Annotated in this window: 15 protein-coding genes; 11 read left to right on the forward strand and 4 right to left on the reverse strand. The window is 54.4% G+C overall.

Features of this window, described 5'->3' with window-relative positions; translation table 11 throughout:
- Positions 1 to 67 precede the first annotated feature (67 nt).
- A complete protein-coding gene (locus MXM41_RS14545) occupies positions 68 to 673 on the reverse strand; it encodes an ankyrin repeat domain-containing protein (protein ID WP_325932696.1) in 606 nt (201 codons plus the stop codon).
- Positions 674 to 992: 319 nt separating this feature from the next.
- Between MXM41_RS14545 and MXM41_RS14550 the strand changes: the two genes are divergently transcribed.
- Positions 993 to 1,922, forward strand: coding sequence for a LysR substrate-binding domain-containing protein (locus tag MXM41_RS14550; RefSeq protein ID WP_325932697.1), 930 nt, complete (start codon positions 993 to 995; stop codon positions 1,920 to 1,922).
- Here the strand turns inward: MXM41_RS14550 and MXM41_RS14555 are convergent.
- Positions 1,919 to 2,077 carry a YqaE/Pmp3 family membrane protein gene (locus MXM41_RS14555; protein ID WP_039030008.1) on the reverse strand — a complete coding sequence of 53 codons (159 nt, stop codon included), beginning with the start codon at positions 2,075 to 2,077 and terminating at the stop codon, positions 1,919 to 1,921. The genes MXM41_RS14550 and MXM41_RS14555 overlap by 4 nt on opposite strands.
- 221 nt (positions 2,078 to 2,298) lie before the next feature.
- Between MXM41_RS14555 and MXM41_RS14560 the strand changes: the two genes are divergently transcribed.
- Positions 2,299 to 2,478 carry a hypothetical protein gene (locus tag MXM41_RS14560; protein WP_325932698.1) on the forward strand — a complete coding sequence of 60 codons (180 nt, stop codon included), beginning with the start codon at positions 2,299 to 2,301 and terminating at the stop codon, positions 2,476 to 2,478.
- Between the two features lie 45 nt (positions 2,479 to 2,523).
- On the opposite strand, the gene stpA is transcribed toward MXM41_RS14560, so the two are convergent.
- Positions 2,524 to 2,928 (reverse strand): DNA-binding protein StpA, encoded by a 405-nt coding sequence (stpA, locus tag MXM41_RS14565; protein ID WP_325932699.1) that lies wholly within the window; start codon positions 2,926 to 2,928, stop codon positions 2,524 to 2,526.
- Between the two features lie 629 nt (positions 2,929 to 3,557).
- Here stpA and alaE point away from each other — a divergent pair.
- On the forward strand, positions 3,558 to 4,007 hold the full coding sequence (gene alaE, locus MXM41_RS14570; protein WP_325932700.1) for an L-alanine exporter AlaE: 450 nt from the start codon (positions 3,558 to 3,560) through the stop codon (positions 4,005 to 4,007).
- Between the two features lie 32 nt (positions 4,008 to 4,039).
- Here the strand turns inward: alaE and MXM41_RS14575 are convergent, their stop codons facing one another.
- Positions 4,040 to 4,384, reverse strand: a complete 345-nt coding sequence (locus MXM41_RS14575) for a DUF2002 family protein (RefSeq protein ID WP_325932701.1) — start codon at positions 4,382 to 4,384, stop codon at positions 4,040 to 4,042.
- A gap of 161 nt (positions 4,385 to 4,545) precedes the next feature.
- Here MXM41_RS14575 and MXM41_RS14580 point away from each other — a divergent pair, with 161 nt between their 5' ends.
- The 8 genes from MXM41_RS14580 to proX all read left to right on the forward strand — a co-directional run bounded on the left by MXM41_RS14580 (position 4,546) and on the right by proX (position 12,467).
- Entirely contained in the window at positions 4,546 to 4,872 is a 327-nt protein-coding gene (locus MXM41_RS14580) for a DUF883 family protein (protein ID WP_325932702.1), read from the forward strand.
- Between the two features lie 228 nt (positions 4,873 to 5,100).
- A complete protein-coding gene (nrdH, locus tag MXM41_RS14585; protein WP_325932703.1) occupies positions 5,101 to 5,361 on the forward strand; it encodes a glutaredoxin-like protein NrdH in 261 nt (86 codons plus the stop codon).
- Positions 5,358 to 5,768: a class Ib ribonucleoside-diphosphate reductase assembly flavoprotein NrdI gene (nrdI, locus tag MXM41_RS14590; RefSeq protein WP_325932704.1), complete on the forward strand. Its 411-nt coding sequence runs from the start codon at positions 5,358 to 5,360 to the stop codon at positions 5,766 to 5,768. Before nrdH ends, nrdI begins: the two co-directional genes overlap by 4 nt.
- Positions 5,741 to 7,885 carry a class 1b ribonucleoside-diphosphate reductase subunit alpha gene (gene nrdE, locus MXM41_RS14595; RefSeq protein WP_325932705.1) on the forward strand — a complete coding sequence of 715 codons (2,145 nt, stop codon included), beginning with the start codon at positions 5,741 to 5,743 and terminating at the stop codon, positions 7,883 to 7,885. Before nrdI ends, nrdE begins: the two co-directional genes overlap by 28 nt.
- A gap of 9 nt (positions 7,886 to 7,894) precedes the next feature.
- Complete coding sequence (nrdF, locus tag MXM41_RS14600) at positions 7,895 to 8,854, forward strand: class 1b ribonucleoside-diphosphate reductase subunit beta (RefSeq protein ID WP_325932706.1); 960 nt, start codon at positions 7,895 to 7,897, stop codon at positions 8,852 to 8,854.
- Positions 8,855 to 9,196: 342 nt separating this feature from the next.
- Positions 9,197 to 10,399 carry a glycine betaine/L-proline ABC transporter ATP-binding protein ProV gene (gene proV / locus MXM41_RS14605; protein ID WP_325932707.1) on the forward strand — a complete coding sequence of 401 codons (1,203 nt, stop codon included), beginning with the start codon at positions 9,197 to 9,199 and terminating at the stop codon, positions 10,397 to 10,399.
- Positions 10,392 to 11,462: a glycine betaine/L-proline ABC transporter permease ProW gene (proW, locus tag MXM41_RS14610; RefSeq protein ID WP_325932708.1), complete on the forward strand. Its 1,071-nt coding sequence runs from the start codon at positions 10,392 to 10,394 to the stop codon at positions 11,460 to 11,462. The genes proV and proW overlap by 8 nt, the downstream gene beginning before the upstream one ends.
- Before the next feature lie 9 nt (positions 11,463 to 11,471).
- Positions 11,472 to 12,467: a glycine betaine/L-proline ABC transporter substrate-binding protein ProX gene (proX, locus tag MXM41_RS14615; RefSeq protein ID WP_325932710.1), complete on the forward strand. Its 996-nt coding sequence runs from the start codon at positions 11,472 to 11,474 to the stop codon at positions 12,465 to 12,467.
- The last annotated feature ends 178 nt before the right edge of the window (positions 12,468 to 12,645 follow it).

A 12,645-nucleotide genomic window follows, 5' to 3' on the forward strand; every position in this document is an offset into this window, starting at 1 on the left:
ACGCGTGAAGGCATGATGGAAAGCGCTATTTATATTTCAGGCCAGCGCGAAACGGCTGGCCGGGGTATTACGCGCCGGCGGCGATCAGCAGGTCGGCAATCTCGCTGAAGCCTTTTTCCCGCGCCAGTTCGAGGGGGGATTTGCCGTACTTGTCGGTCATGTGCGGGTTGGCGCCGTGGTCGAGCAGCAGCTTAACGATTGCCTGCTGGCGAGGGCCGCCGTCGTTTAACACAATGGCTTCGAGCAGCGGGGTCCAGCCAACAAAATTGGTGTGATTAACGTTGATGTCGGTATGGGCCAGTAGCTCCTGCACCACTTCCAGATGCCCTTTCTCGCTGGCCGGGGTGATCCCCACCCCGCCAAAGCGGGTCAGCCTGTCGAGATCCGGGTTGGCCGGCAGAACCAGGCGCAGCAGGGTAAGATCGTTGGTCAGGCAGCTTATCAGGAACGGGTTAAAACAGGTCTGATCCTGCTGGTCGATATTCGCCCCGGCGGCAATCAGCAGTTCCACACAAGGATAATGTTTATTCAGGCTGGCAATAATAATGGCGGTTCTTTTCTGCCGGTTGGCGGCGTTAATATCCACCCCTTTTTCCAGACAGGCTTTTAATGCGTCGGCATTTCCCTGTTCGGCGGCTAACAGAAATTCGGTAACGAGTTCATTGCTGGACATATCCACACTCCTGATTTTCCTTTCTGATGGACTGAGCATAGCAACGGCCTGGTCAGAAAAGAATCCGCTTAAAAATGATTCATCGACAGGCAATTCATTGTTGAGATAAATTTAACAGTCCGGTCAAAATGTGCGTCCGTGCAATCTTTTTCTTATGTTTTACCGCGTTTTAACTCCTCAGGCTGCATTCTGCTTATGTTTACTCAGCCCTTATCCGGCGCGGCTCGCAGTTAATTGACAGAACTGTGATCGGCTTCAAATGAGTTGTAACCGCGTTGTTAAAATATGTTCAAAACTGATGGGTACCTGGAGCCATGATATGAATTCCATCTTTACCGAAGAGAACCTGCTGGCATTCACTACCGCAGCCCGCTTTGGCAGCTTCAGCAAAGCCGCCGCAGAGCTGGGGGTGACTACCTCGGCCATCAGCTACACCATCAAGCGCATGGAGACCGGCCTCGACGTGGTGCTGTTTGTGCGCAACACCCGCAGCATTGAACTCACCGAATCGGGTTTCTACTTCTACCGCAAGGCGGTAGACCTGCTGAACGATTTCTATGCCATCAAACGCGGGATAGACACCATCTCCCAGGGGATTGAGACCCGGGTGCGGATCTGCATCAACCAGCTGCTCTATACCCCGCGCCACACCGCCCGGCTGCTGCAGGTGCTGAAAAAACAGTTCCCGACCTGTCAGATCGCGGTGACCACCGAGGTGTACAACGGCGTCTGGGATTCGATCATCAATAACCAGGCGAATATCGCCATTGGCGCACCGGACACGCTGCTGGACGGCGGCGGTATCGATTACACCGAGATCGGCGCCATTCGCTGGGTGTTTGCCATCGCCCCGGACCATCCGCTGGCGCTGGCTCCGGAGCCGCTGGCCGAGAGCCAGCTGCGTCTGTATCCCAACATCATGGTCGAAGACACGGCGCATACCATTAATAAAAAAGTGGGCTGGCTGCTGCACGGCCAGGAGGCGATCCTGGTCCCGGATTTCAACACCAAGTGCCAGTGCCAGATTCTGGGCGAAGGGATCGGTTTTTTACCGGAGCATATGGCGAGGGAGGCGGTAGAGGCGGGGCTGCTGGTGACGCGGCGCATCAATAACCCGCGTCAGGATTCGCGCATGCTGCTCGCCACGCAGCATGCGGCTACCGGTCTGGTCACCCGCTGGATCAAACAGCAGTTTGCTCCCCAGGGGGTGCTGACCGGGATCTACAGCGATCTGCTGTGGCGCGACTAGCCGCGGCTCTGCACCCAGAACGCGTGGATCAGGCCAGGAATGTAGCCCAGCAGCGTCAGGATGACGTTAAGGATAAAGGCCCAGCCAAACCCTTTGCCCAGCAGCACGCCAAGCGGAGGGAGCAGGATGGTAATTACGATACGCCAGAAACCCATAGATTCTCCATACAAGCAGTCAGGTCTTTGTAAAAAAAGAGGTTTTCCCTTTAAGCGTAGTGAGTCTACGCACAGCTGCCAGCGCTGGCGCGAAGTTTTACCCTCTTTTACCCTCTTTACACAGGCTTAGGCTGGCGATTAAGGGGTAATCCACCTGCGGCGCTGTACCGCGGCCTGCGCCTGGGCTAAGCTCGGAGCTCATCCATCATAAGGAGGTAACTATGTTTTCTGTTGGCGATCTCGTACAACCGCGCATGGGCGGGCCGAAACTTAAAGTCATCGAAGTGCATGAAGATCAGATTGTGGCGGTGCAGGCAAGTAACGAACAGGGAGATAAATACACCCTGAAAGCAGCGGATGTGGCGCTGTATAAAGAAGATGGCGATTTTGGCGTCTGCTGAGGGCAGAGGCTGCCGGGCGGCGTTATTCCGCCCGGTTCGTACCGATTAAATCAGGAAATCATCCAGTGATTTTCCCTCGGCCAGCGCAAGGGCGATAGGCTTTGGTGTACGACCCTGACCGGTCCAGGTTTTTTCTGTACCATCAAGATCGGTAAAACGATATTTTGCGGCACGCGCTTTGCGCTTTTTCGGCTGCGCGTTGTTGCTCAGCAGGTCTGAGCCCAGCAGATCTTCGGCTGAAATACCGTCGGCTTTCATCATCTCCAGCAGGGCGCTAATTTTCTGCTGCTGCTCGGCACGCTGCTGTTCAACTTCTGCCTGCTCGTTACGTTTTTCTTCAGTGACGATGCGCAGCTTTTCGAGCATATCTTCCAGCACATCCAAAGAGAATTCACGCGCCATGGCACGCAGCGAACGAATATTATTAAGATTGTGTAACATTGAAGTCATATAATATGAAAACCTTTTCAAAGTCGCTTAAATAATCAATACCGGCTCATGGTAATTCATTTGTTTATGAACATCCAGACGATACCGCACGAAAATATAATTCAGGTCAAATAAGAACGATTAAAGAATATATTAATAGCGTCTATTCTGAGTTTGTATGATTTATTACGAAAAGTTGTTTAATCTTTATTTAGTTTTGTCTGCTCTCTCCTGCTCCTGGTCTGGATACGCTCCGGCCAAAAAACGAATACCCATTCATATATATCGCATAAAACAAAAAACCCCAAAACCAGAACTTTACGCTGCTTCACACTCATTTAACAACACAATCCGCAATCGTAAGGGCCTCTTTTCGGCATCTCAACACAGCTCATGCCAGAAACGGAAAGACAAAAACCTAAGCGATTGTTTTTAAATGATAAAAAAGAAAAGCACAGACAAAATAACGCGGTTCTGGCAAAACCGGTTCGGTTAGAGAATTTTACGGACAAAAAGCCGATAAATAAAAATTTATCGCTAATTGAGAGTTTCAATGCAGAGAGATACGCTATACACGAAAAATAAAGCAAACTAAAGCACTATCCAAACTCGCTTTAGCCTCGTCATCGTAATATCTCAGGAGTCAGAACATGTTCTCACGGCAGTCTCGCCTGCGCCACGCTGTAGCGGACACATTTGCAATGGTGGTCTACTGTTCGGTGGTGAACATGCTGATTGAAATATTCCTCTCTGGAATGTCCTTTGAGCAGTCACTTTCTTCCCGACTGGTGGCCATCCCGGTGAACATTCTTATTGCATGGCCGTACGGTTTCTACCGTGATGCGGTGATGCGTCTGGCTCGCCGCCACTCATCTACAGGCTGGATGAAAAATCTGGCCGACGTAGTGGCATATGTCACCTTCCAGTCACCTGTCTATGTCGCGATTTTATTAACGGTAGGGGCAGACTGGCACCAGATCGCCGCCGCAGTGAGTTCGAATATTGTCGTCTCAATGCTGATGGGCGCGGCGTATGGCTATTTCCTCGATTACTGCCGACGTCTGTTTAAAGTGAGCCAGTATCATCAGGCCAAAGCGTAAGACACGGCGACTGGCGAAAGCCAGTCGCGTCGTTATTGCGAGTCGCCAAACAGGCCTTTCAGAAAGCGTTCCAGCGCCATGCGGGAACTAAACCCATGCGGAATACCATAATGTTCCTGATTATCACCCCCTAAGTAGAGCGGGAACTGGTGATAATGATCGCTGGTTTTCATCTCTGAAGCAGGCTCCGCGAAGGAAAGACTTCTCTCTTTCAACGTCGGATGAATGATCAGCGCAGTGCGCCCCATGCGGGCTTCCCGGTTCACATAAACATAATTATCGCCACGACGATAACCGTATGCTTTCTGTGTTACCACATCCACGGTAAATCCCGCTTTTTCAAGTTCGCGCGCAACCTCATCGGGTCGTAAATACATATTCTTTCCTCGTTATCATTTCCTGCCGGGCAACCTTACCGTATTCATCATTAGCAGCGCTTTCAGAAAAATCCATAAACGACCTGATAAGCCGTGACCGGCTTCAGATATTAAAAAGGTGGTCTAAACTGTTTATTACCGCAAATTCAAGGGAGAATTGTATGTTTAGCCGATCAAACCGAAACGATGTTGATGATGATGCACAGGATATCCATAACGATGTCAGGAAATTAGCGGATACGCTGGAAAATGTTTTGAAATCGTGGGGATCGGATGCGAAGGGCGAAGCGGACGACGCCAGACGTAAAGCGCAGTCGCTGCTGCGTGAAACCCGTGCGCGTCTTCATGGTCGCTCGACCAGCAAGCAGGCTGCCTGCGATGCCATAAGCTGTGCTAACACCTTTATCCGTGAAAGACCGATGTGTGCGGTCGGTACCGTTGCCGCCGTCGGGATTTTCATTGGTGCGCTGCTCGCCCTGCGTAAGTAACGCCCGTCTCCGATCTGTTTCCTTCGACCCCAATGCCCTGCGGTGTTGGGGTTTTCTTTTTTCATAAGCGATAGCCGCCCCTCCCCCGTTGAGCTCATCACCGGCAGAAAACCTATCTGATTTTCCCATATCTTGTATGGTTGAAACTTTTGGTCACTACATCTAGTATTCCCTTTAGCAAGACAGATATCCGGTGGCGCGTTAAATCGCGCCGGAGCCCTATTCTAGATGGAAATACGAATCATGCGCATTATTATTTACACTCGTAACGACTGTGTGCAGTGTCATGCCACCAAACGCGCTATGGAGAGCCGCGGCGTGAGCTTCGAACTGGTGAACGTGGATCTGGTTCCGGACGCAGCAGAGACCCTCAAAGCCCAGGGGTTCCGCCAGCTGCCGGTGGTAGTTGCCGGGGAGAGCAGCTGGTCGGGGTTCCGACCGGACCTGATCAACCGGCTGCCGCAGCCTGCGCAGGCCGCCCGCGCATGAGCCTGCTCGTCTACTTCTCCAGCAGCTCGGAAAATACGCACCGCTTTATCGTGCGCCTCGGGCTTCCCGCCGTGCGGATCCCGCTGAACGAGCGGGAGCGGATCCAGGTGGACGAGCCTTTTATTCTGGTGGTGCCCAGCTACGGCGGCGGCGGAACGGCCGGGGCTGTACCCCGCCAGGCGATCAGATTTCTTAACGATCCGCATAACCGGCAGCTTATCCGCGGAGTGATTGCCGCCGGTAACCGTAATTTCGGCGATGCGTTCTGCCGCGCCGGGGATGTCATCTCACAAAAGTGCGGCGTGCCTTACCTCTATCGCTTTGAGCTGATGGGGACCCAGCAGGACGTCGACAACGTGCGTAAAGGAGTGAACGAATTTTGGCAACGACAACCGCAGAACGCGTAATGCAGGGCTCGCAGGATTACCATGCCCTGAACGCCATGCTCAACCTGTACGATGGTGACGGGAAGATCCAGTTCAGCAAAGATCATGAGGCGGTGGACGCCTTTTTTAACGCCCACGTGCGCCCAAACAGCGTGTCCTTTGCCAGCCAGCAGGCGCGTCTTGACTACCTGCAGAGCGAGGGATATTACGATCCCCGCGTGCTGGCGCGCTTCGATCCCAGCTTTGTGCTGGCGCTGTTTGCCCACGCCCATGCCAGCGGCTTTCGCTTCCAGACCTTCCTCGGCGCATGGAAGTTTTACACCAGCTATACGCTGAAAACCTTTGACGGCAAGCGCTACCTGGAAAGCTTTGAGGATCGGGTGGTGATGGTCGCCCTGACCCTGGCGCAGGGGGATGAAATTCTGGCCCGCCAGCTGACGGATGAGATGCTCGCCGGGCGTTTTCAGCCCGCCACGCCTACCTTCCTCAACTGCGGCAAGGCGCAGCGCGGGGAGCTGGTCTCCTGTTTTCTGCTGCGCATTGAAGACAACATGGAGTCGATTGGCCGGGCGGTGAACGCCGCGTTGCAGCTCTCAAAACGCGGCGGTGGGGTGGCCTTTTTGCTCTCGAACCTGCGGGAAGCGGGAGCGCCCATCAAGCGCATCGAAAACCAGTCCTCCGGGGTGATCCCGGTGATGAAAATGCTGGAAGATGCGTTCTCGTATGCCAACCAGCTGGGCGCGCGCCAGGGGGCGGGGGCGGTCTATCTGAATGCTCACCACCCGGACATTCTTCGCTTCCTCGATACCAAACGTGAAAACGCCGACGAAAAAATTCGCATTAAAACTCTCTCCCTGGGGGTGGTGATCCCGGATATCACCTTCCAGCTGGCAAAGGAGAATGCCGCGATGGCGCTGTTTTCTCCTTACGATGTCGAGCGCATCTACGGCAAGCCGTTTGGCGATGTGGCGGTGAGCGAGCTGTACGATGAGATGGTGGCAGATACGCGTATTCGTAAGAAATACCTCAACGCCCGCGACTTCTTCCAGCGACTGGCCGAGATCCAGTTTGAGTCCGGCTATCCGTACATTATGTTTGAGGACACGGTCAACCGCGCCAACCCGATTGCCGGGCGCATCAACATGAGCAACCTGTGCTCGGAGATTTTGCAGGTTAACAGCCCATCAACCTATGACGAGAATCTGGACTATGCCCGCACCGGGCACGATATCTCCTGCAATCTGGGCTCGCTGAATATTGCCCATACCATGGACTCTCCTGACTTTGGCCGCACCGTCGAAACCGCAGTGCGCGGCCTGTCGGCGGTATCGGACATGAGCCATATCCGTAGCGTGCCGTCGGTCGAGGCCGGTAATGCCGCATCCCACGCCATTGGTCTGGGGCAGATGAATCTGCACGGCTACCTGGCGCGGGAAGGGATTGCCTACGGCAGCCCGGAGGGGCTGGACTTCACCAACCTCTATTTTTACACCATTACCTGGCATGCCCTGCATACCTCGATGATGCTGGCGCGGGAAAAGGGGCAGCGTTTTGCGGGCTTTGAGCAGTCGCGCTACGCCAGCGGAGAGTACTTTAACCAGTACCTTAGCGGTGACTGGCAGCCGAAAACCGAAAAAGTGCGCACGCTGTTTGCCCGCGCCGGGGTTACTCTGCCGACGCGCGCGATGTGGCAGCAGCTGCGTGACGACGTGATGCACTACGGCATCTACAATCAGAACCTGCAGGCGGTGCCGCCCACCGGTTCGATCTCGTACATCAACCATGCCACCTCGAGCATTCACCCGATTGTGTCGAAAATTGAGATCCGCAAAGAGGGAAAAACCGGGCGCGTCTACTACCCCGCCCCCTTTATGACCAATGAAAATCTGGCCCTGTATCAGGACGCCTATGACATTGGTCCGGAAAAAATTATTGATACCTACGCCGAGGCGACAAAACATGTCGACCAGGGGCTGTCGCTGACGCTGTTTTTCCCGGATACCGCCACCACCCGCGACATCAACAAAGCGCAGATCTACGCGTGGAAAAAAGGGATCAAGACCCTGTACTACATCCGCCTGCGCCAGCTTGCGCTGGAAGGTACCGAAACAGAAGGCTGCGTGTCCTGCGCGCTGTAAGGAGAGAGCATGAAACTGTCCCGGGTTCACGCCGTTAACTGGAACAAGATTGAAGATGATAAAGATCTGGAGGTGTGGAATCGCCTGACCAGCAACTTCTGGCTGCCGGAAAAGGTGCCCCTGTCGAACGACGTTCCGGCGTGGGAGACCTTAAGCCACACCGAACAGCAGCTCACCATCCGCGTTTTTACCGGGCTGACGCTGCTCGACACGGTACAGAATACGGTGGGGGCGCCGGCACTTATTGCCGATGCGCTGACGCCCCACGAAGAGGCGGTGATGTCGAATATCAGCTTTATGGAGGCGGTGCATGCCCGATCCTACAGCTCAATTTTCTCGACTCTCTGTCAGACCCGAGACGTGGATGCGGCTTATCTCTGGAGCGAAGAGAGCGTCTCGTTGCAGCGCAAAGCCCAGCGGGTGCTGGAACATTATCGCGCCGATGAGCCATTAAAAAAGAAAATTGCCAGCGTATTTCTGGAGTCGTTTCTCTTCTATTCCGGCTTCTGGCTGCCGATGTACTGGTCCAGTCGCGGCAAGCTGACCAATACCGCCGATCTGATTCGGCTCATCATCCGCGATGAAGCGGTGCATGGATATTACATTGGCTATAAGTACCAGAAAGGGCTGGAGAAAATCAGCGAAGCGGAGCGCGAGTCGTTAAAAAACTTTGCGCTGGATCTGCTGATGGATCTGTACGATAACGAGCTCAGCTACACAGAAGAGCTGTATGCCGGAACGGGCTGGGAAGAGGATGTTAAAGCGTTCCTTTGCTACAACGCCAACAAGGCGCTGATGAACCTTGGCTACGAGGCGCTGTTCCCGCCGGAGATGGCCCAGGTAAACCCGGCGATCCTCGCCGCGCTCTCGCCGAATGGTGATGAAAACCACGACTTTTTCTCAGGCTCAGGATCGTCCTATGTCATGGGCAAAGCGGTTGAGACCGAAGATGAAGACTGGGATTTTTAAGTGGAACAGGCGGGCAGGTACTGCAATATATATTTCCTGAATTTCTGACAAATATTTCTGTGTGATCTACGCTGTAATTCTGTGGTCATATTCGCCTGAATCATTGCGATTCAGGCGAAATTTCCCATCCGCAGCGTAAAAATATCAAAAAAATTCATTTCCCGCTCAGCCCTTATCTCATGGGAAATACAGCGGCATTACATACATTCAAATCACGACAAAAATCCCGCCACGCGCGGCGCAAGGGTTGTCTCAGAGCCTGAGTATGATAGGGTATGGCCTGCTTATTATTTTACTGGTAACGATATCGACATAAATAAATAACGGGACAATCTTTATTGCATGGCAATTAAATTAGAAGTGAAAAATCTCTACAAAGTATTTGGCGAGCATCCGCAGAGAGCTTTCAAATATATTGAAAAAGGTCTGTCAAAAGAACAAATTCTGGAAAAAACCGGGCTGTCGCTTGGCGTTAAAGACGCCAGTCTGGCCATTGAAGAAGGCGAGATTTTCGTCATCATGGGGTTATCCGGTTCGGGTAAATCCACTATGGTTCGCCTTCTCAATCGCCTGATTGAACCCACCCGCGGGCAGGTGCTGATTGACGGCGTTGATATTGCCAAAATATCGGACGCCGAGCTCCGCGAGGTGCGCAGAAAAAAGATTGCGATGGTGTTTCAGTCATTCGCTCTGATGCCGCATATGACGGTGTTAAATAACACCGCCTTTGGTATGGAATTAGCGGGCGTACCCGCGAATGAGCGCCAGGAAAAAGCGCTCGATGCACTGCGTCAGGTGGGGCTGGAAAATTACGCTCACGCGTATCCGGATGAACTTTCCGGCGGTATGCGGCAGCGCGTGGGATTAGCCCGCGCATTAGCGATCAACCCCGATATATTATTAATGGATGAAGCTTTCTCGGCCCTCGACCCATTAATTCGTACCGAGATGCAGGATGAGCTGGTAAAACTGCAGTCGCGACATCAGCGCACCATTGTCTTTATTTCCCATGACCTCGATGAAGCCATGCGAATTGGCGATCGCATTGCCATTATGCAAAACGGCGAAGTGGTTCAGGTGGGCACCCCGGATGAAATTCTCAATAATCCGGCGAACGATTATGTGCGCACCTTCTTCCGCGGCGTGGATATTAGCCAGGTGTTTAGCGCCAAAGACATTGCCCGCCGGACGCCAAACGGCATTATCCGTAAAACGCCAGGTTTCGGCCCACGCTCGGCGCTGAAGCTGTTGCAGGACGAAGACCGTGAATACGGTTATCTGGTTGAACGCGGCAATAAATTTGTCGGCGTTGTCTCCATCGACTCCCTGAAAACCGCCCTCGGCGAAAATCAGGGGATCGATGCGGCGTTAATTGACGCGCCACTTGCCGTGGACGCCGAAACGCCGCTCAGCGAGTTGCTCTCCCACGTTGGCCAGGCGCCGTGCGCCGTGCCGGTAGTCGGAGAGGAACAACAGTACGTCGGCATCATTTCAAAACGCATGTTGCTGCAGGCTTTAGATCGCGAGGGGGCAAACAATGGCTGATCAATCTAACCCGTGGGGTACCACCGAGGCCGCGGACAGCGCGGCGCAATCCGCTGATGCGTGGGGTTCCTCCACGCCAGCTCCCACCGACGGCGGCGCGGCTGACTGGCTGACCAGCGCTCCGGCGCCTGCCCCGGAACATTTCAACATTATGGATCCGTTCCATAAAACCCTGATCCCGCTCGACAGCTGGGTGACAGAGGGGATCGACTGGGTGGTAACCCACTTCCGTCCGGTGTTCCAGGGGATCCGCGTGCCGGTGGATTATATCCTCAATGGCTTCCAGCAGCTGATGCTGGGGATGCCAGCCCCGGTCGCCATTGTGCTGTTCTCGCTGATTGCCTGGCAGTTTGGCAGCGCGGGGATGGGGATTGCTACGTTGATCTCGTTGATTGCCATCGGTGCCATTGGCGCGTGGTCGCAGGCGATGATCACCCTGGCCCTGGTGCTGACCGCCCTGCTCTTCTGCGTCGTGATCGGCCTGCCGATGGGGATCTGGCTGGCGCGCAGCCCGCGGGCGGCAAAAATTATCCGACCGCTGCTGGATGCGATGCAGACCACGCCGGCGTTTGTTTATCTGGTGCCAATTGTGATGCTGTTCGGCATCGGTAACGTGCCGGGCGTAGTCGTGACCATTATCTTCGCCCTGCCGCCGATTGTGCGTCTGACCATTCTGGGAATCAATCAGGTGCCTGCTGATCTGATCGAAGCCTCGCGCTCGTTCGGCGCCAGCCCGCGCCAGATGCTGTTTAAAGTTCAGCTGCCGCTGGCGATGCCCACCATTATGGCGGGGGTGAACCAGACCCTGATGCTGGCCCTGTCGATGGTGGTCATCGCCTCGATGATCGCCGTGGGCGGTCTGGGTCAGATGGTACTGCGCGGCATTGGCCGTCTCGATATGGGCCTGGCGACCGTCGGCGGCGTCGGGATCGTGATCCTCGCCATCATCCTTGACCGCCTGACCCAGGCTGTCGGTCGTGATTCACGCAGTCGCGGCAACCGTCGCTGGTACACCACCGGCCCTGTCGGGTTGCTTACCCGCCCATTCACAAAATCAAAATAAGGAACAACGATGCGACATAACATTATTTTTGCCACAGCGTTTGCCACCCTTGCCTCCACCGGCGCCTTTGCTGCCGATCTGCCAGGTACCGGCATTACCGTGCAACCGGTCCAGAGCACCATCTCCGAAGAGTCATTCCAGACCGGGCTGGTCAGCCGGGCGCTGGAGAAGCTGGGTTATACGGTTAATAAGCCCAGCGAAGTAGATTATAACGTTGGCTATACCTCGATTGCGTCTGGCGATGCCACCTTTACCGCCGTGAACTGGCAGCCGCTGCATGACGATATGTATAGCGCCGCGGGCGGCGATAAGAAGTTCTACCGCCAGGGCACCTTCGTGACCGGTGCGGCTCAGGGTTACCTGATCGACAAGAAAACCGCCGACCAGTATCACATCACCAATATTGAGCAGCTGAAAGATCCGAAGATTGCCAAACTGTTCGATACCAACGGGGATGGCAAAGCCGACATGATGGGCTGCTCTCCGGGCTGGGGCTGCGAAGCGGTGATTAATCATCAGAACAAAGCCTTCGACCTGGCGAAAACGGTAGATGTCAGCCATGGCAACTACTCGGCGATGATGGCAGACACTATCGCGCGCTTTAAAGAGGGCAAGCCGGTTATCTATTACACCTGGACGCCGTACTGGGTGAGTGACGTGCTGAAGCCGGGTAAAGATGTGGTCTGGCTGCAGGTGCCGTTCTCCTCCCTGCCGGGCGAGCAGAAGGATATCGACACCAAACTGCCTAACGGCATGAACTACGGCTTCCCGGTGAACACCATGCACATTGTGGCCAACAAAGACTGGGCCGAGAAAAACCCGGCGGCGGCGAAGCTGTTCTCGGTTATGAAGCTGCCGCTGGCGGATATCAATGCGCAGAACGCGATGATGCATGCCGGTAAGTCATCTGAGGCCGATGTGCAGGGTCATATCGATGGCTGGATCAAAGCCCACCAGCAGCAGTTTGATGCGTGGGTAAATGAGGCGCTGGCCGCGCAGAAGTAAGTCATTGCGCGCTGTGTCCCCTCACCCTCTCCCCAAAGGGGAGAGGGAACGATGACATCCTCTCCTCTTTGGGGAGAGGGCCTGGTGAGGGGTTCTGTTTCTTAGACCGCACAATCCATCACTCAACAACTCCCCTCCTTTCTTCTTCATCCGTTATTATGTTTTCTGAAAAAATAAT

It is taken from the genome of Leclercia adecarboxylata, from assembly GCF_035787115.1.
Lineage (GTDB): Bacteria > Pseudomonadota > Gammaproteobacteria > Enterobacterales > Enterobacteriaceae > Enterobacter > Enterobacter adecarboxylatus_E.

Coding starts and splice junctions, on each gene's coding strand:
- MXM41_RS14545 (WP_325932696.1), bottom strand. CDS start 673: ATGTCCAGCAATGAACTCGTTACCGAATTTCTGTTAGCCGCCGAACAG.
- MXM41_RS14550 (WP_325932697.1), top strand. CDS start 993: ATGAATTCCATCTTTACCGAAGAGAACCTGCTGGCATTCACTACCGCA.
- MXM41_RS14555 (WP_039030008.1), bottom strand. CDS start 2,077: ATGGGTTTCTGGCGTATCGTAATTACCATCCTGCTCCCTCCGCTTGGC.
- MXM41_RS14560 (WP_325932698.1), top strand. CDS start 2,299: ATGTTTTCTGTTGGCGATCTCGTACAACCGCGCATGGGCGGGCCGAAA.
- stpA (WP_325932699.1), bottom strand. CDS start 2,928: ATGACTTCAATGTTACACAATCTTAATAATATTCGTTCGCTGCGTGCC.
- alaE (WP_325932700.1), top strand. CDS start 3,558: ATGTTCTCACGGCAGTCTCGCCTGCGCCACGCTGTAGCGGACACATTT.
- MXM41_RS14575 (WP_325932701.1), bottom strand. CDS start 4,384: ATGTATTTACGACCCGATGAGGTTGCGCGCGAACTTGAAAAAGCGGGA.
- MXM41_RS14580 (WP_325932702.1), top strand. CDS start 4,546: ATGTTTAGCCGATCAAACCGAAACGATGTTGATGATGATGCACAGGAT.
- nrdH (WP_325932703.1), top strand. CDS start 5,101: ATGGAAATACGAATCATGCGCATTATTATTTACACTCGTAACGACTGT.
- nrdI (WP_325932704.1), top strand. CDS start 5,358: ATGAGCCTGCTCGTCTACTTCTCCAGCAGCTCGGAAAATACGCACCGC.
- nrdF (WP_325932706.1), top strand. CDS start 7,895: ATGAAACTGTCCCGGGTTCACGCCGTTAACTGGAACAAGATTGAAGAT.
- proV (WP_325932707.1), top strand. CDS start 9,197: ATGGCAATTAAATTAGAAGTGAAAAATCTCTACAAAGTATTTGGCGAG.
- proW (WP_325932708.1), top strand. CDS start 10,392: ATGGCTGATCAATCTAACCCGTGGGGTACCACCGAGGCCGCGGACAGC.
- proX (WP_325932710.1), top strand. CDS start 11,472: ATGCGACATAACATTATTTTTGCCACAGCGTTTGCCACCCTTGCCTCC.